At 43.2% G+C, this 17,490-nt stretch carries 14 protein-coding genes; 8 read left to right on the top strand and 6 right to left on the bottom strand.

Annotated features, from left to right (window positions below):
• Positions 1-149: 149 nt before the first annotated feature.
• Complete coding sequence (locus CDG76_RS08000) at positions 150-863, bottom strand: LmeA family phospholipid-binding protein (protein WP_094348504.1); 714 nt, start codon at positions 861-863, stop codon at positions 150-152.
• A gap of 134 nt (positions 864-997) precedes the next feature.
• Here CDG76_RS08000 and CDG76_RS08005 point away from each other — a divergent pair, with 134 nt between their 5' ends.
• Both CDG76_RS08005 and CDG76_RS08010 read left to right on the top strand, forming a co-directional pair.
• On the top strand, positions 998-1,756 hold the full coding sequence (locus CDG76_RS08005; protein WP_094348505.1) for a pseudouridine synthase: 759 nt from the start codon (positions 998-1,000) through the stop codon (positions 1,754-1,756).
• 29 nt (positions 1,757-1,785) lie between these two features.
• Positions 1,786-2,598 (top strand): helix-turn-helix domain-containing protein, encoded by an 813-nt coding sequence (locus CDG76_RS08010; RefSeq protein WP_094348506.1) that lies wholly within the window; start codon positions 1,786-1,788, stop codon positions 2,596-2,598.
• 234 nt (positions 2,599-2,832) lie between these two features.
• On the opposite strand, the gene malQ is transcribed toward CDG76_RS08010, so the two are convergent.
• Positions 2,833-4,341, bottom strand: coding sequence for a 4-alpha-glucanotransferase (malQ, locus tag CDG76_RS08015; protein WP_094348507.1), 1,509 nt, complete (start codon positions 4,339-4,341; stop codon positions 2,833-2,835).
• Between the two features lie 232 nt (positions 4,342-4,573).
• Here malQ and CDG76_RS08020 point away from each other — a divergent pair, with 232 nt between their 5' ends.
• Positions 4,574-5,005: an NUDIX domain-containing protein gene (locus tag CDG76_RS08020; protein WP_094348508.1), complete on the top strand. Its 432-nt coding sequence runs from the start codon at positions 4,574-4,576 to the stop codon at positions 5,003-5,005.
• 110 nt (positions 5,006-5,115) lie between these two features.
• The gene (locus CDG76_RS39365; protein WP_094348509.1) at positions 5,116-6,423 is read left to right on the top strand and encodes a Rid family detoxifying hydrolase; all 1,308 of its coding nucleotides are present in this window, start codon (positions 5,116-5,118) and stop codon (positions 6,421-6,423) included.
• Between the two features lie 73 nt (positions 6,424-6,496).
• Here the strand turns inward: CDG76_RS39365 and tumE are convergent, their stop codons facing one another.
• Positions 6,497-6,880, bottom strand: coding sequence for a toxin TumE (tumE, locus tag CDG76_RS08030; RefSeq protein ID WP_094348510.1), 384 nt, complete (start codon positions 6,878-6,880; stop codon positions 6,497-6,499).
• On the bottom strand, positions 6,870-7,100 hold the full coding sequence (gene tumA / locus CDG76_RS08035; RefSeq protein ID WP_094348511.1) for an antitoxin TumA: 231 nt from the start codon (positions 7,098-7,100) through the stop codon (positions 6,870-6,872). The genes tumE and tumA overlap by 11 nt, the downstream gene beginning before the upstream one ends.
• Positions 7,101-7,266: 166 nt before the next feature.
• On the opposite strand from tumA, the gene CDG76_RS08040 reads away from it, so the two are divergent.
• Both CDG76_RS08040 and CDG76_RS38210 read left to right on the top strand, forming a co-directional pair.
• A complete protein-coding gene (locus CDG76_RS08040; RefSeq protein WP_094348512.1) occupies positions 7,267-7,740 on the top strand; it encodes a hypothetical protein in 474 nt (157 codons plus the stop codon).
• A 744-nt stretch (positions 7,741-8,484) separates the two neighbouring features.
• Positions 8,485-11,055: a tetratricopeptide repeat protein gene (locus tag CDG76_RS38210; protein ID WP_223265175.1), complete on the top strand. Its 2,571-nt coding sequence runs from the start codon at positions 8,485-8,487 to the stop codon at positions 11,053-11,055.
• A 553-nt stretch (positions 11,056-11,608) separates the two neighbouring features.
• Here the strand turns inward: CDG76_RS38210 and CDG76_RS08050 are convergent.
• The gene (locus tag CDG76_RS08050) at positions 11,609-12,277 is read right to left on the bottom strand and encodes a (2Fe-2S) ferredoxin domain-containing protein (protein ID WP_094348513.1); all 669 of its coding nucleotides are present in this window, start codon (positions 12,275-12,277) and stop codon (positions 11,609-11,611) included.
• A gap of 72 nt (positions 12,278-12,349) precedes the next feature.
• The gene (locus CDG76_RS08055) at positions 12,350-12,598 is read right to left on the bottom strand and encodes an Asr1405/Asl0597 family protein (protein WP_094348514.1); all 249 of its coding nucleotides are present in this window, start codon (positions 12,596-12,598) and stop codon (positions 12,350-12,352) included.
• Between the two features lie 453 nt (positions 12,599-13,051).
• On the opposite strand from CDG76_RS08055, the gene CDG76_RS08060 reads away from it, so the two are divergent.
• On the top strand, positions 13,052-13,606 hold the full coding sequence (locus CDG76_RS08060; RefSeq protein ID WP_094348515.1) for a Dps family protein: 555 nt from the start codon (positions 13,052-13,054) through the stop codon (positions 13,604-13,606).
• A 580-nt stretch (positions 13,607-14,186) separates the two neighbouring features.
• Entirely contained in the window at positions 14,187-17,447 is a 3,261-nt protein-coding gene (carB, locus tag CDG76_RS08065; protein WP_094348516.1) for a carbamoyl-phosphate synthase large subunit, read from the top strand.
• The last annotated feature ends 43 nt before the right edge of the window (positions 17,448-17,490 follow it).

The following is a 17,490-nucleotide window of genomic DNA, read 5'->3' on the forward strand; positions in this document are numbered from 1 at the left end:
ACAAGAGGCAGAGGGGCAGAGGGACAGAGAGGCAGAGAGAGGGGAAAAACTTACTGCAACTTCTCCCCTGCTCCCCTGCCCCCTGCTCTTATTCCAAGAGATGCCACATCATTTAAAATAGGGTATTAATATTTTTTAATTTGCGATCATCAAGGGTTAACGTTAATCCGCCCACGACATACTAGCTTGCCTGGGATCAGCGTTAGTTCTTGTATATCGACATCTGAGCCGAGATCCAGATTGTACTCATAATTGTCCTTTAATATATCTTCCCGATCGCGTTTGATTGGGATATGTAACAGTTGCAACTCATGTCCACTGAGTAATTGTAAGCCCAGACAAATCTCTAAAGGCGTTGTTTCGCTATTGGTTACTTTCAAACCTCGCAGTATAATTTGGTTGTTCCCAAGGAGAATTTCTTGCCACTTGATTGGTTGTGACTGGGGATAATCTTTTGGTAAAACCTTAACCAAGAGATCGCTCAAAGCAGTCGATAATAAGTCTGATGAGAGAGAAGCATTCAGATCCTTCTCGTCTATGATTAAATCGCCAACCACTGGTACTGTTTCTAACAGTCGCAGAGATTTTCCCTTGAGTACGGAACCGATATTTACCCGAATATTTTCTGCTATTAATTGAATTTGTGTAATTAGGAGACCTTGATAAACTGCATGAGTAGCAAAAACAGATACCGAAGGAATGCGTCCAGAGAAAAGTTGGCGATCGCTAGCTTTAATCTCCACTTCTAATTCCGATATTTGGCTGACCTGCGCTCTCAACCAGAGCTTGACTGCTGTTGTGAGTACCTGCGTAATTATGCGGATTTTATTTCCACTTGTTGTTTGGGGATTTTGCTCTGGCATTTAACCAATCTATTTAGGAGTATTTGCTCAACAACCGAACCGAAATTAAATAAGCTTTAAATGTAACATTTATGCCTACTCGCTACAAAATGCAAATATCATTTAATTGATAACAGTAAATAAGCAATTTCCACATGGAGGTACGGTTACAAAAAATTCTTGCTCAATGGGGTATCGCCTCACGTCGTGAAGCCGAAGAAATGATTAGGCACTCACGGGTGCGGATTAATGGGGTATTGGCACATTTAGGTCAAAAAGTTGATCCTGAAAAAGATGCGATCGCAATTGATGGTAAGCCTGTATCCGAAAAGCAGCGTCCGGCTTTAATATATCTATTGCTGCACAAACCAGCGGGAGTGGTTTCTACTTGCTATGACCCTCATCGCAGAACAACAGTCCTGGATCTACTACCGAAAGAATTACGGGAGGGTTCAGGTATTCACCCAGTTGGCCGTCTAGATGCAGACTCTACAGGAGCATTAATCCTGACTAATGACGGAGAACTGACATTTGGACTAACCCATCCACGTCACAGTATTTCCAAGACATATCATGTTTTGGTCAAAGGACATCCTCCAGAAACAGTACTACAGACGTGGCGTCAAGGTGTGATGTTGGAGGGTAGAAAAACCAGGCCCGCTAAGGTACGCCTAATCGAACGTCGTACCGAGGAAAGCGTTTTAGAAATAGTGTTGCAGGAGGGAAGAAATCGCCAAATTCGCCGTATAGCTCAACAGTTGGGATACCCAGTAATCAAACTGCATCGGACTGCTATCGGCCCAATTCAATTACAAACTCCAAAGCAACCCTTTTTGTCAGAGGGTAAATATCGTTCCCTCAAAGATCGTGAGATTCACTTTTTGCAAGATCAGATAACGCAACCTAATTATTGATTCAGTGGAGTTAAGGAGTGTCAGTAGGCATGAAATGGCTAAGAAAGAAGAATAAGCACCAGCCATCACTTTCATTAGAGGAACAACGAGCCGAAAAGTTGGCAGAGTTAGGCGCTCAACTTTGGGCATTGCGTCAAGAACAGGGTTTATCTCTAGAGCAAGTGGTTGCATTGACTCGGATTCCCCGAAGATTATTGCAGGCGATCGAAGAAGGTAATTTAAACGATCTACCAGAACCAGTCTATATTCAGGGTTTAATCAGGCAATTTGCCGATGCACTAGGCCTGAATGGAGTAGAATTTTCTGGCACTTTTCCGATCAGTTCTGCACAAGTTAGCCCTCTAAGTAGGGGGAATAATTCACCCTTGGCTCAACTACGTCCAGTTCATCTTTACTTTCTTTACATATTGCTAATAGTATGCTCTGTAAATGGGTTATCTCAGTTATTAAATAACGCGTTACTACAAGCAGGTAATAGCCCAAACCAGCAATATCCAAAACAAAAGTCTGTTGTTAAACCAGAACTAGCTCAACTAAAAGAGTCAACTCAGGTACAACCTGTCAGCGATACCCTGAGCGGTGTCCAAAAGGGACAGGTTGTACAGGTTGGTGTGACTTTGAAAGCCTCATCTTGGATTCGTGTAGTAGCCGATGGCAAAACCGAGTTTGAGGGTATCCTGCCAGAGGGAACTCACCGAGTTTGGAAAGCCCAAGAGCAACTGACAGTGAAAACTGATAATGCTGGTGGTGTGTTGGTGAGCGTCAATCAAGAGAAAGCTAAGGAAATGGGAGAACCAGGGAAAGAGGAAGAAGTTAGGATTGCTGCCAAGCCTAAGTTTTGAGATGAGGGAGAAATCAATTCAAAATTCAAAATTCAAAATTCAAAATTGTACTCTTACCGAGAAGCAAGCTAGGTGCAGCGTCTCATAGAGAACAAAAAGACTGTGGGAGATGAGAAGGATAAGGGGGACAAGGAGAAAAGGAGGAAAAGGAAGGATTTACTCTTCCCTCTCCCTTGTCTTCCTTGTCTGCCTTCTTTTACCCATCTCCCCCTGCTTCCCTGCTCAAGAACTACCTTATTGTGCTTCCGGGGCGCGTCCATTGAGTCTGGTAAGAACTTTTAAGCGATCGCGTAATTCGTCTGTTATCGCTCCTGCTTGATAGCGCCACTCCCAGTTCCCCTCAGCAACACTAGGAAAATTCATCCGCGCTTCGTTTCCTAATCCCAAAATATCTTGCAAGGGAATAATCGCTTGGTTGGCTATGGAACTCAAAGCTAGGCGAATTAAATCCCACTGGATGCCTTCAGGACTAATACAACCTAAATAAAGCCATAAGTTATGCTTTTCGTTGTCATTAGCTGAATTGAACCAGCCTACAGTTGTGTCATTATCGTGAGTGCCGGTATAAACTACAGCATTTCGCGGGTAATTGAATGGTAAAAATGGATTACCAGGATCGGAACCAAAAGCAAACTGCAAAACCTTCATCCCAGGAAATTCATACTTGTCTCGGAGCGCTTCTACCTCTGGTGTAATTACTCCCAAATCTTCTGCCAAGACGGGTAGCTTGCCCAACTTCTCCCTAATCGCTGCAAAAAAAGCATCTCCAGGTGCTTCCACCCATTTCCCATTCATGGCAGTTTCTTCACCTTGGGGCACAGACCAATAAGCCTCAAAGCCCCGGAAGTGGTCAATGCGAATTATATCTACATAATCCAGCATTGCCTCAAAGCGCTGTACCCACCATTTAAAATCTTGTTTTTGCAATTCCTCCCAGTTATAAACCGGGTTTCCCCACAATTGACCGGTGGCGCTGAAGTAATCGGGTGGAACTCCTGCCATTTGTGCTGCTTGTCCAGTCTCTGGATCTAAGCAAAATATGTCGGGATGCGCCCACACGTCGGCACTATCATGAGCTACGTAGATGGGAATATCGCCAATAATGTCAATGCCGCGCATATTAGCGTAGGCTTTCAGGTCAGACCATTGCCGGAAAAACTCAAATTGGACGAACTTGTAATAATAAATCTCTCCATTGAGCCGATGCTGTGCTTGCTCCAATGCTTGGGGATCGCGCTTGACAAATTCTGGCTTCCATGCGTGCCAGTTTGCATTCTCGTTGGCATCTTTCAGCGCCATAAATAAGGCGTAATTATCCAGCCAATAGGCTTTACTATCGCAAAAACCTGCAAACTCTTTCTGCTGGATAGGCGTAGCATTGGCTCTAAAGTGGTCACAGGCTTTTTTGAGTAGCCCAATCTTAATCGGCACAACCTGGTCGAAATCTACCTTTTCTACCGGAAATCCTGGTAAATTAGCAAAGTCTTCTTCAGATAGTAAACCTTCTTCTAAGAGTTTTTCTGGGCTAATTAACAGAGGATTTCCTGCCATTGCCGAGTAGCACATATACGGAGAATTCCCGTATCCAGTGGGGCCCAGTGGTAAAACTTGCCAATATTGTTGATGGCTCTCTTTAAGAAAATCAATGAAGCGATAGGCTTCTAAGCCTAAATCCCCAATGCCAAATCGACTGGGAAAGGAGGTAGGATGCAGCAAAATGCCACTGGATCTAGGAAAAGGCATAAATAACCTGAATTATGAGAGGGAGCAATTATCTGATAGAGACAAGATGCGATCGCATCGAATTTATCACTGAACGGTATTTGCAGGGGAAATCAAGTAAACTCATTTTGTTTGTCATTTGTCTTTTGTCCTTTGGGAATAACCAATACTTCTCTACGAGAGGCTGCGCCAACGACTACGCTCAGTACAAGTGACTAATGACTAATGACCAATGACTAATGACTAAATAACTATGACTTACCGAAATCCTACACCAACAGTTGATATCATCATTGAACTAGTAGATCGACCTCATCGGCCAATAGTGTTAATTGAAAGACATAATCTACCTTTAGGTTGGGCTATTCCTGGTGGCTTTGTAGATTATGGCGAAGCTGTGGAAGTGGCGGCGCGGCGAGAAGCTGAGGAAGAGACGGGTTTACAGGTGGAATTAGTTGAACAATTACTGGTATATTCTGACCCAAATCGCGATCCGCGTCAGCATACGATTAGTATTGTGTTTTTGGCGACAGCTAAGGGTGAACCAAAGGCTGGTGATGATGCTCAGGGTGTAGGCATTTTTGAGTATTGGTGTGTGCCTGGTAATTTATGTTTTGACCACGATCGCATTTTGCGGGATTATTGGCGATATCGGCATTATGGGATACGTCCGAGGTTGGGGTAAGAGGAACGAACCGCAGAGGCGCAGAGAGCGCAGAGAGAAGAGGAGAGAGGAATATCTGTGACACAAAGTTTTTGTGATTATACTGTGTCAGTGGTATTTAATGGTGCATTATGGATGCTGAAGAACTTTTAGAGAAATACGCGGCAGGCGAACGGAAATTTCATTCAGTAAATTTGAGTGAAGAAAATCTCAAAGGTGCAGACCTCAGTGAGATAGACCTAACTAGTGCAAATTTGACTGGAGTTGATTTAAGTGGGGCAAATCTAACCAAAGCAAAGCTTAATAGTACCAATCTCACTAACGCATCTCTAGCAGATGCAAAGTTAAATTTGGTAAGTGCTTCTTCAGCAATTTTTGCTTGGACAGACTTTAATGGCGCTGACTTAAGTCGGTCAACTCTGAATAGCGCAAATTTGAATCATGCAAACTTAGAACAGGCAAACCTAACAGCTATAGACCTAAGTAATGCACAATTAATCAATGCAAACTTAGATACAGCAAATTTAAGTGGAGCAAACCTTAGTAGTGCAAACCTGACTGCGGCTTCCTTAGCTAAAGCTAATCTCAGTAAAGCTAATCTAAATAAAGCAAGTTTGGGTGAAGCGTACTTAATTGAATCTGACTTAACTCTAGCAAACTTAACTGAGGCAATATTGAAAAGTGCCAACCTTCAAGGAGCTAAACTTTATAGAGCAAATTTAAACCAAGTTGATCTGTCAGGTATGAATTTGGCTGGTGTAGATTTTACAGCAGCATCTTTTCAAGGTACAAACCTTACAAAAGCATTTCTCCAAGGAGCAAATTTAGAAAGAGCCAACTTGCGACGGGCAAATTTAACTAAGGCAAATCTGGATGGAGCAAACTTGAAAAGAGCAGATTTAACTGGTGCAATAACTTACGGTATGAGCTTTAAAGATGCTGACCTAACTGGTGCGATAATGCCAGATGGAGAAGTCTACAAGCCGATCGCTTCTGAAGCGGAAATCGGTAAACAGGAAACATCGTTAGAGAAAGTAATATCTATGACCCGTAAAGTAATTAATACTGATAACGCACCCGCACCAGTGGGCCCTTATAATCAAGCGATCGCAGCTTCAGGTCAATTTGTATTCATCGCTGGACAAATTGCCATCGATCCCCGCCTTGGTGATGTCGTCTACACTGATGATGTCAAAAAGCAAACTGAGCAGGTATTAGCTAATCTTGAAGCCATCCTCACAGCAGCCGGAGCGACTTTTCAAGATGTCGTGAAGACCACTGTATTTTTAGCTGATATGAATGATTTCGCGGCGGTGAATGCCGTTTATGCTAAATATTTCCCGGAAGATACAGCCCCAGCGCGGGCTTGTGTGCAGGTATCGCGCTTACCTAAAGACGTGTTGGTAGAAATTGATGCGATCGCGGTGATTAGCGGTTAGAGAAAATAGAACAATGAGCAAAATTTTAACGGTTACATTTGATGGTTCTGTTTTGCGATACAAATTCCATACTCTACTCTAAAAACTCCATCACTTCTTGTAGCACATCGGCTATATGTGGTTTTTCGCAAGCAATTACGTTGTCGAAAAGATGTTTATGGTGCGGGAAGCTAGGCAAGTTGGGAAAGTGTGGTGTACTGTCATAACCAAAAATCAGACTATTTTGCTCATCTTGAAAGTGATAGCGGTAATAGATATATGTAATTTGATTATCTACAATAACAAAGGCTTCACTGACTGCCAGTAAATATTTAAGAGCGAAACGTATCCTAATGCGGAGATTGGCTCTCTCTGTCGTTAAAATTACTGCATTAAATTCCTCAACGTATGTGTTAGGGCAGTTGAGTAAAAGTTGCTCAACTTCATCTAAATAGGCTTGAAGAACTTTACGCGACATCTCTGAGTTTGCTCTCTAGTTCTTGGTGTAGAGCTAGATAATGTTGGTAGTTTGCTGCCCATTCGACAAACACTTCATCGTCAGAAGTTTCGCCTTGGCTATATTTAGCAAAAAATTCTTCTGAATTTATTTGGTACTTTATTTCATAAGTATTTAACTGTTTGGTCAAAGCAATCAGCGCATCTAGTGGAGATGTATATTCGATGATTTGTTTACGCATTTATTTCTGCATTCATTTTCATTAGTTTATCCTAAGCCTCTTCTTATAAACTCCCGTCTCTTTTTTGCAAATCTAGATAAAATTCTGTTAATTACCTCTCAACAAACGCGATCGCCTCTACAACTTTGGGAATACTGAAATTAAGTACCCTAAAGGAGTATTAAAAATGGCAGAAAATCGTATCAGTGCCAGTTTAGCCCCAGCAGACAAAGAAGCGGTTATGCAGGCGATCGCTACAATTAGAGAAAAGTTACCGTTTTTGGTTGATTTGACCCCTGAAGATCGGCGAACAATGCTGAAGATGGGAGATAAAAGTCGGGCTTTTGTCAGCAAAGCCTTACAAGTGGCAACACAAAACCCTAACTTTTTGCCTCGTTACTTTGATTTAGAAGAAATGCGTCGGGACTTGGAAATATATGAGGACTTGTATCCGGTGCTGTTGTCTCTAACGCAACTGCAAGAATTGGTGGATGATACCTGTATAGCTGCTGCTAGTGAAGCGTATGCAGCAGCATTAGCAGTTTATAGCTATGCCAAAGCTAGCGGTGATATCGCAGGTTTAGATGCAGTAATTGATGAGATGGGACGCAGGTTTAACCGCCGTTCTAAGAAAAAGCAATCCGAAGTCCCAGTTAGCTAAAGCTTGAAACAGGCAATTATACCAGTTGTCAACTTGGTAAAATACACGTCATATTATGTCCGCTTGATTACTTATTAAACCCGAAGAACCCCACCCCCAACCCCTCCCCGCCTGCGGGGAGGGGAGACAAAGCACAGCTTTGGCGGGGTGGGGTTCTTTTATTATGGGTAATTTGGCGGACATCATATCATTTCTAGGGGCATAACAATGTTATGCCCTTTTCGCGTTTTGAATTTAAAGATTTTTGAAACCCGCGCAGGTGGTCACTGAGCGGCTGGTGAGCGGAGTCGAACCATGTCGTACCCCTTCCCTACGGGACGCTACGCGAACGGGGAAGCAAGCTACGCGCAGCGTCTCGTAGAGAAATGCGGGTTTTGTCTGTGTAGCCGCGACTTCTAGTCGCTAGGGCATTTTTGAGCCTCAGAAGGTCAACATTGAGCCTCAGAAGGTCAACGTCGAGCCTCAGAAGGTCAACGTCGAGCCTCAGAAGGTCAAAGTTGAGCCTCAGAAGGTCAACATTGAGCCTCAGAAGGTCAACGTCGAGCCTCAGAAGGTCAAAGTTGAGCCTCAGAAGGTCAACGTCGAGCCTCAGAAGGTCAACGTCGAGCCTCAGAAGGTCAACATTGAGCCTCAGAAGGTCAATGCATAAAAACTACCCAGGCAAAGTTCAGTAAATTACGAAATACACCTTGTATATTTAGTAGTTATTCTGTAAGCATTCGTATCTCAAAATTGAATCTTGTAATGAACCCGCAAAATAAGCCCAAGAATCTACAAGATAAACTTAAGCAACTCCAGCGATTAGGTTTTGTGGGTCGTGAAGACCAAGTAAACCAATTTCGTCAAAATTTAGCATTACCTCCAGAAGATGATCGCCGTCGTTTTGTGTATAACGTTTGGGGTCAAGGCGGAGTTGGTAAAAGTACCCTGCTGCGACAGTTTCGTAAAATTGCTGACGAAGCAAAAATCATTTCGGCTTACATTGATGAAGCTGAAAAAACTGTACCAGAAGTCATGGGTCGTTTAGCTGAGGAGTTAGAACGGCAAGGTCATAAACTAACGCAGTTTACAGAACGCTACAAAGTTTACCGTCAAAAGCGCCAAGAATTAGAAACTGATCCAGAAGCTCCTCAAGGCTTTTCGGCTTTTGTCGGGAAAACTATGGTAAAAACTGGTGTGCGTCTAGCGCGTCGAGTTCCCGTTGGCGGTGCTGTATTTGACTTTGTAGATGAGGATGCTTTGGCTACCCAAGCTGGAGAATGGGCTTCTTATGTTGCTAAAAAAATAACAAATAAAGACGAGGTGCGCTTAGTTCAAGAACCTGAAGAAGTGCTGACCCCGCTATTTTTGCAAGATATTTTTAAAATTGCTGAGAAAACTCCTGTTGTCCTGTTTTTTGATACTTATGAACGCACTGGAGAATTCCTAGATAACTGGCTACGCGAAATTCTAGAGGGTCGCCACGGTGAAGTCTCTCTCAATATATTGATAACCATTGCTGGTCGGCAGGAATTAGATAAAAATCATTGGGAACCTTACGAGGGGGTAATAGTTCGTTTTCCTCTGGAACCCTTTACAGAAGAAGAAGCCCAACAATATCTAATTCGGAAAGGCATTACAGACAATCGCATTATTGAAGTGATTTTGCGCCTTTCTGGAAATTTACCCCTGCTGGTAGGAATGCTAGCAGATGCTCATCCCAATGACCCTAACCAAGTAGTTGAGCCTAGCAGCAGTGCTGTAGAACGCTTTTTAAAATGGATTGATGACCCCAATCGGCGACAAGTGGCGCTTGATGCTGCCATTCCTCGGTGTTTGAATCGAGATGTTATAGCTAAGTTGAGAGCAGAAGAAGAAGCTGATGAGCTATTTACTTGGCTAAAAGAAACATCCTTTGTCAACGAACGTACCGACGGCTGGGCTTATCATGATGTCGTTAAAACCCAAATGTTACGCCACAAGCGCCTTTCGTCACCGCAAGGTTGGGCTGACATACATGGTAAGTTGGCAGACTATTATGACAGCCTGCGGAATGATCTTCAATTGGAAGAAGAGGAAAAACAGCGCGATCCTAGCTGGCAAAGTCATACTTTAAACGTGTTGTATCACAGGTTATGTCAGTCACCGCAAAGGAATTTATCTGTATCTCTGAATCAATTTCTTGCAGCACTCAAAAATCAAGGCAAATTTGCCCAACAACATGCAGAAACGATGCTTCAGGCTGGTAAAGATGTAGATTCTGCTGAAGTTCAGCGTTGGGGTGAGCAATTAGCAAATGGGTTAAAAGCTTATGAAGAAAACCTTTATCAAGTTACATTAGAAATGTTTACCGCAGTTTTACAGGATTCTAGAATTGAGGTTAAATGGCAACCAATTGCTCTAGGTTGGCGCGGTCAGACTTACCGTTTAATGAAGCGTTACGAGGAAGCATTGCAAGACTTAAACCGCGCCATTGAACTTGATCCCAAATATGACTGGGCGATCGCAAGTCGCGGTTATACTTACTGTTTAATGAAGCGTTACGCAGAAGCTCTACGAGATTTCGACCGTGCTATTGAACTTGATCCTAAATTTGCCTGGGCAATCGCAAATCGCGGTTATACTTACCGCTTAATGGAGCGTTACACGGAAGCTCTACAGGATTTTGACCGCGCTATTGAACTTAACCCCAAACTTGACTGGGCAATCGCAAGTCGTGGTCTAACTTACCGCTTAATGAAGCGTTACGCGGAAGCTCTACAAGATTTTAACTGCACGATTGAACTTAACCCCAAACTTGACTGGGCAATCGCAAGTCGCGGTCAAACTTACCGCTTAATGGAGCGTTATACGGAAGCTCTACAAGATTTTGACCGTGCTATTGAACTCAATCCCAAATCCAATTGGGCGATCGCAAGTCGCGGTCAAACTTACTTGATGCTAAAGCTACATAATGAGGCTCTTGCAGATTTCAACCGCGCTATTAACTTAGATTCTGACAGTAATTGGAAATTGTATAATCGCGCTTTAGCCTACCAAGCCCTTAACTTAGCAGATAAAGCACGGGCTGATTTCATGCTTGCCATCAAGCTTGCTAAACAGCATTGCGAAAAAGATGCTAAAGACTGGAGTAATACCTTTAACTTAGCCCTTTACTATTTAGCTGCTCAATATAATCAACCAGCAGAGCAGTTATATCGCTATGCCTTATCTCAAGGTACTTCTTCAGAATCTATTCGTGAAGCTATCCAAAACCTCAATGACTTTTTAACTGTCTTCCCTGACCATGTGCAGGCTACATCCATGCGACAGTTGTTACAGTCTTCTCTAACTTAGGTCATGTAATTTCCAACCTACCCGCCAGAAAATTCACAAGTCCCAACAACCGCCTGGGAATCAATTCCCTCTCTTATACCTAAAGTCTTCTAAACAAAACTAGAAAAGGGTTTCAGTCCACTTGAGTGGACTTGCGCTATGAGCCTGAGATTTCAATCTCTGGCGGACGCATGGGTAAGTGCAAAATCCCAGCTAGCTTGCCTTCGGGAGACTGGCGGCTAAAATTAATTACATACAAATATTAAGCGATCGCAACTACTTTGCCTTGCTCATGACAAATCGTAAGCGATCGCTCAATTCAATTGCATAGAGATGTTAGATACAGTGCGTCTACCTACTCACCAATCAATCACATTCCCTTGAACTTTTCCAAATTATCGAAGCATCCCAGTTAAAAATTGCTTAATAAAAATCCTCTTCATTCAAAAAACTGGCCTTAATTAAAGCCAGTTTTTTGATTTTATTGCAAACTTCTATCGGACTTTACGGCCGAGTATTAACGGAACACACTTGAGAAGATATTATTAAGCTTTCTCATTCAAATGTCAAGATTTTATGAACTAGTTCCCCAAAGTTTGCCATTAGATATCGCTACTTTCCTTAAATTCTCAGGCTGTGCTGACAAATTTTTGTCGCCAAAATGCTGATTCATCAAGGCTGGAACCTGTGCAGCTTGAATTCGGCTATGGCGGGTTTTATCTGGCATTACTAAATTCGGCCCAGCTTTACAGTTCTTCATACAACCAGTGCCCTTGATTGTAACTTGGTCTTCTAAACCGCGATCGCTTAAAGCCGCCTCCAACGCCTGACAAACTGCTTTACCACCGCGTTTCATACAATCAGACTTTTGACACACCAAAATCGTGGCCTTAGTCTTAGCTGGTTTTACCTTGACATTATCAATAGATGGGGGTTCTTGTGGTGCTGCGATCGTTTGAATTGTTGCTATTTCAGAACGCGCCGCCATCACACGTTCAGCTTTCAGTGTAACTTTGTCTTTTTTTATATCGTATTCTTTATAACCAACAACTTGTAGCCAAGTACCTGCTGGTAGCCGCAAATCAAAAGCAGCCCGTAAGTGTTTAGCAAGTTTAACGTAGCATTCACCCTCATGAGTACCTAGCACTAAACCTTTCAGCTTATAGCCGTCTTTAATCACAAAATCTATAAATCTGCCCTCAAGGCAAAATTCTGATACTTCCATATTCTGAGATGCACCCATTTTTTAACCTCCTTTTAGTTAAGACAAGCTGTCAAGCGAGATATTCTCAGCAGTAGCTAAACATTAGAACTGTTAATAGCGACTTTTCCAGCAACACTCAAGAGTCCAAATCTGGTCTTGACGAGAGGCTGTAAATCGCTGTACTACACTCCAAAGTTGAACAGCCGCAGTCAGATTGCTAATTTCAACTTTTAATGGCTGGTTAGCCGCACAACTACAGGGAATGTCTAACTCCTCTAAGCGTTGATAGACTTGCCAGCGGTCTACCCAATTCACCTCTACAAGGTGGTTTATTTCTATTTCCGAACTATACGATTTCAAGAGAATTGCCCTCAAAGTGCAACAAACTTGCAGTAACTACCGCCATTTAACTCCCTGCTTTTTGAAAATATTAGTAGTCTAGCCTCTTCAAACCAGCATACCTTAAGTGCAAACAATTCTCATTAATTTTGCAAAAAAAATAAAATTCTTGCGATCGTCCCATGAGAGAGATCGGGGGATGACAAGGAGTATTAGGGCAAGGAGGCATTTACTCCTCCATCTCCCCTCACTCCTTCGGTAGGTATGCACACTTAACTGTTCATGTCAATAGTAATGAGAAATATACACAACTTGATGAGCTTGCCATAATTTAGCCAATGATAAACTTAAGACTTTTAGTAAACAAAAATACAAAATCTTGTGATGGCAAATTGGCTTGCTATTATTGTGAAAATGTTAATATGTAAGGAATAAGCAGTTAAAATCTATAATTGCTAAATAACGAGGAGAACAATGTCTGAAACGCAAACTTTGTTACGGAACTTTGGTCATGTATATGACAATCCTGTGTTGCTGGATCACAGTGTAACCGCTCCAGTTACAGAAGGATTTAACGTTGTATTAGCTAGTTTCCAGGCACTGTACTTGCAGTACCAAAAGCATCATTTTGTAGTTGAAGGCTCAGAATTTTACTCTCTGCATGAGTTTTTTAACGAAAGCTACAACCAAGTACAAGACCACGTTCATGAAATTGGAGAACGTTTAGATGGACTGGGCGGTGTGCCAGTAGCTACCTTCAGCAAATTAGCAGAATTAACCTGTTTTGAGCAAGAATCTGAAGGCGTATATTCCTCTCGCAAAATGGTGGAAAATGACCTAGCTGCCGAACAAGCAATCATTGGCGTAATTCGTCGCCAAGCCGCTCAGGCAGAGAGTTTAGGCGATCGGGGCACACGCTATCTATACGAAAAGATTTTGTTGAAAACTGAGGAACGTGCGTATCATTTATCTCACTTCCTCGCCAAAGACAGCTTAACTTTAGGGTTTGTGCAAGCTGCTCAAAGCTAAAATTTTCATAATCTAGATTTGTCTAACTAGACTGAAAGCAAAAGTTGGCAGCACCAACTATTAAAATATTATAAAAAATGGCAGAGAATGGTATCCCTATTTCTCTGCCATTTTTAATCTAAGTAAACATATTTATATAATATTTAACGTTGAAAATGTTTAGCAATTAGCTAGTTAAGATAATTTTTTATCTAAGTAATCTATTTGTGTATAAATAAGCAGACAGATAGATACCAAAATAAATCATCATTTATCGCAAGAGTTATCAGATTAAATAATAAAGATTCGCAAAAGCTTTAGAAATTTGAGCATCATAATTAAATAAAATTAAAAATACAAAATAATCATTAGGCATTGGGCATGGAGAAAGAGACAAGGTAGACAAGGAAGAGAGGGGAGACAAGGGAGAGACTTAGTTCAATAATTCCCCCTTGTCCCCTTGTCCCCTTGTTCCCCTGCTCCCCGTTCCCCACTCCTTCGTGTCATCAAACTTAGAAAACTTAATAATAAAAAGCACCAGAGGGGGTAAAGACCCTTAAAATGATCAGGATTTCTATTCTCATATTCCAAGGCAACGACTATGCCCCGCCGTGACGACCTCCAGAAGATTCTACTGTTAGGTTCTGGTCCAATTGTGATCGGACAAGCCTGTGAGTTTGACTACTCTGGCACTCAAGCCTGCAAAGCGCTCCGAGAAGAAGGCTATGAAGTGGTTTTGGTCAACTCCAACCCTGCAACGATTATGACCGACCCGGAAACGGCCGATCGCACTTACATTGAGCCGCTGACGCCGGAATTGGTCGAAAAAGTCATTGAGAAAGAACGCCCCGATGCTTTACTACCAACAATGGGAGGACAAACCGCCCTCAATCTCGCCGTTGCTTTAGCCAAAAATGGCGTGTTGGAAAAGTACGGCGTTGAGTTAATCGGCGCTAAACTCCCAGCGATCGAAAAAGCCGAAGATCGAAAACTGTTTGGTGAAGCAATGGCAAGGATTGGGGTAGCTGTTTGTCCCAGCGATACAGCCGAAACTTTGGAAGAAGCCAAAGCTGTTGCCCGCCAAATTGGTACTTATCCCCTAATTATTCGCCCAGCTTTCACAATGGGAGGAAGTGGCGGCGGTATTGCCTACAACCAAGAAGAATTTGAAGAAATGGCACAGGTAGGTATAGATGCCAGCCCCGTTTCGCAAATTCTCATTGACCAGTCTTTACTCGGCTGGAAAGAATATGAACTCGAAGTGATGCGTGATTTGGCAGATAACGTGGTGATTATCTGCTCCATCGAAAACCTTGACCCTATGGGCATTCACACAGGGGACTCGATTACCGTCGCTCCCGCGCAAACCCTCACTGATAAAGAATATCAAAGGCTGCGGGATATGGCAATTAAAATCATCCGTGAGATCGGGGTGGAAACTGGTGGTTCTAATATCCAGTTTGCTGTCAATCCGGTTAATGGAGATGTGGTTGTAATTGAGATGAACCCCCGTGTTTCCCGCAGTTCAGCTTTATCTTCCAAAGCCACGGGTTTCCCCATCGCCAAAATGGCCGCAAAATTGGCTGTGGGTTACACCTTGGATGAAATTAAAAATGACATCACCAAGAAAACTCCCGCGTCCTTTGAGCCGACAATTGACTATGTGGTGACAAAAATTCCCCGCTTCGCCTTTGAAAAGTTCCCTGGTTCTGACCCAGTGCTGACAACCCAAATGAAATCTGTGGGGGAAGCAATGGCAATTGGGCGCACATTCAACGAATCCTTTCAAAAGGCGCTGCGATCGCTCGAAACCGGACGCGCTGGTTGGGGTTGCGACAAAGCCGAAAAATTACCTAGTGGCGAACAAATTCGCGCCCAACTACGGACACCTAACCCCGATCGCATTTTTGCTGTGCGTCATGCCTTGCAGCAAGGGATGACTATTGAGGAAATCTACGAACTCACAGGTATTGACCGCTGGTTTCTAGATAAATTGCAGCAACTTCTAGATGTCGAGAAATTTTTGAAGCGGACACCTTTGCAGCAATTGACAAAAGAGCAACTTTATGAAGTGAAGCGAGACGGATATAGCGATCGCCAGATTGCTTATGCCACCAAAACCACCGAAGATGAAGTTCGCGCCTACCGCAAGTCACTAGGAATCATCCCAGTTTATAAAACCGTAGATACCTGCGCCGCTGAGTTTGAAGCGTTTACCCCCTACTACTACTCTACCTACGAAGAAGAAACAGAGGTTTTACCAGCAACCAAGCCAAAAGTGTTGATTTTGGGTGGTGGCCCCAACCGCATTGGGCAGGGAATTGAGTTTGACTATTGTTGTTGTCACGCCGCCTATGCTTTGAAGAAAGCGGGGTATGAGACGATTATGGTCAACTCCAACCCAGAGACAGTTTCGACAGATTACGATACCAGCGATCGCCTTTACTTTGAGCCGTTAACAAAAGAAGATGTCCTTAACATCATCGAAACTGAAAATCCAGTTGGGGTGATAATCCAGTTTGGCGGACAAACCCCGCTAAAGTTGGCTATCCCATTACAAGAGTTTCTTAACAATGACACCTCTGGACTCCTGACTAAAATCTGGGGTACATCACCCGATTCCATAGATATGGCAGAAAACCGGGAACGGTTTGAAAAGATTCTCCAACAGTTGAATATTTCCCAACCACCTAATGGTATTGCCCGGAGTTACGAAGATGCGCTGATTGTTGCTAAACGTATTGGCTATCCGGTGGTGGTGCGTCCCAGCTATGTGTTGGGGGGACGGGCGATGGAAATCGTTTATTCCGATGCTGAGTTGGAACGCTACATGACCTTTGCGGTACTAGTGGAACCAGAACATCCGATTTTGATTGATAAGTTTTTGGAAAACGCCATTGAAGTCGATGTCGATGCGATCGCCGATCACACGGGACGGGTAGTCATTGGCGGCATCATGGAACACATCGAACAAGCAGGAATTCACTCAGGAGATTCCGCTTGTTCCTTACCTTCCATTTCCCTATCACCAGCAGTTCTCAATCAAATTCGCACTTGGACGGTGCAGCTAGCACAAGCGCTGTCAGTCGTGGGATTGATGAATATCCAATTTGCCGTTGTCGGCGCAAGCAGCTATTCTCCCCAAGTTTACATTTTGGAAGCCAACCCCCGCGCTTCCCGCACAGTCCCCTTTGTATCTAAAGCAACAGGCATACAATTGGCGAAATTAGCATCCCTAATTATGTCAGGCAAAACCTTAGAGGAGCTACATTTCACTGAGGAAGTCATCCCAACTCACATTGCTGTAAAAGAAGCAGTATTACCCTTTAATAAATTCCCAGGAACTGATACAATATTGGGCCCAGAAATGAGATCCACTGGTGAGGTGATGGGGATTGACAGCGACTTTGGCCGTGCCTTTGCCAAAGCAGAATTGGGTGCTGGGGAGCGTTTACCACTAAGTGGAACTGTATTTGTATCAATGAGCGATCGCGATAAAGCTGCTGCAAGTGGTGTGGTGAAGGAATTTATCGATTTGGGCTTTACAGTGATGGCTACCCTTGGTACACGCCGAGTTCTTCTGGAACAGGGGCTAAATATTCAATTAGTCTTAAAACTCCATGAAGGTCGTCCCCACGTCCTAGATGCAATCAAAAACCAAAAAATCCAACTTATTATCAACACACCATCCGGGGAAGAAGCCCAGACTGATGCTAGGTTAATCCGCCGCACAGCCTTAGCTTACAAAATTCCCATCATTACTACCATCGCCGGTGCAAAAGCTACTGTCGCCGCCATCCGTTCCTTACAAAATACGACTTTGGATGTAAAAACTATCCAAGAGTATTGTGCGAGGGTGTAGAAAGTAGGGGAAGCAGGGGAAGCAAGGGAAGTAGGGGAAGCAG

The organism is Nostoc sp. 'Peltigera membranacea cyanobiont' 210A, assembly GCF_002246015.1.
Classification (GTDB): Bacteria; Cyanobacteriota; Cyanobacteriia; order Cyanobacteriales; family Nostocaceae; genus Nostoc.

Excerpts from the sequence above, each read along its gene's own strand:
- CDG76_RS08000 (WP_094348504.1), bottom strand. The coding sequence starts at position 863 with ATGCCAGAGCAAAATCCCCAAACAACAAGTGGAAATAAAATCCGCATA.
- CDG76_RS08005 (WP_094348505.1), top strand. The coding sequence starts at position 998 with ATGGAGGTACGGTTACAAAAAATTCTTGCTCAATGGGGTATCGCCTCA.
- CDG76_RS08010 (WP_094348506.1), top strand. The coding sequence starts at position 1,786 with ATGAAATGGCTAAGAAAGAAGAATAAGCACCAGCCATCACTTTCATTA.
- malQ (WP_094348507.1), bottom strand. The coding sequence starts at position 4,341 with ATGCCTTTTCCTAGATCCAGTGGCATTTTGCTGCATCCTACCTCCTTT.
- CDG76_RS08020 (WP_094348508.1), top strand. The coding sequence starts at position 4,574 with ATGACTTACCGAAATCCTACACCAACAGTTGATATCATCATTGAACTA.
- CDG76_RS39365 (WP_094348509.1), top strand. The coding sequence starts at position 5,116 with ATGGATGCTGAAGAACTTTTAGAGAAATACGCGGCAGGCGAACGGAAA.
- tumE (WP_094348510.1), bottom strand. The coding sequence starts at position 6,880 with ATGTCGCGTAAAGTTCTTCAAGCCTATTTAGATGAAGTTGAGCAACTT.
- tumA (WP_094348511.1), bottom strand. The coding sequence starts at position 7,100 with ATGCGTAAACAAATCATCGAATATACATCTCCACTAGATGCGCTGATT.
- CDG76_RS08040 (WP_094348512.1), top strand. The coding sequence starts at position 7,267 with ATGGCAGAAAATCGTATCAGTGCCAGTTTAGCCCCAGCAGACAAAGAA.
- CDG76_RS38210 (WP_223265175.1), top strand. The coding sequence starts at position 8,485 with ATGAACCCGCAAAATAAGCCCAAGAATCTACAAGATAAACTTAAGCAA.
- CDG76_RS08050 (WP_094348513.1), bottom strand. The coding sequence starts at position 12,277 with ATGGGTGCATCTCAGAATATGGAAGTATCAGAATTTTGCCTTGAGGGC.
- CDG76_RS08060 (WP_094348515.1), top strand. The coding sequence starts at position 13,052 with ATGTCTGAAACGCAAACTTTGTTACGGAACTTTGGTCATGTATATGAC.
- carB (WP_094348516.1), top strand. The coding sequence starts at position 14,187 with ATGCCCCGCCGTGACGACCTCCAGAAGATTCTACTGTTAGGTTCTGGT.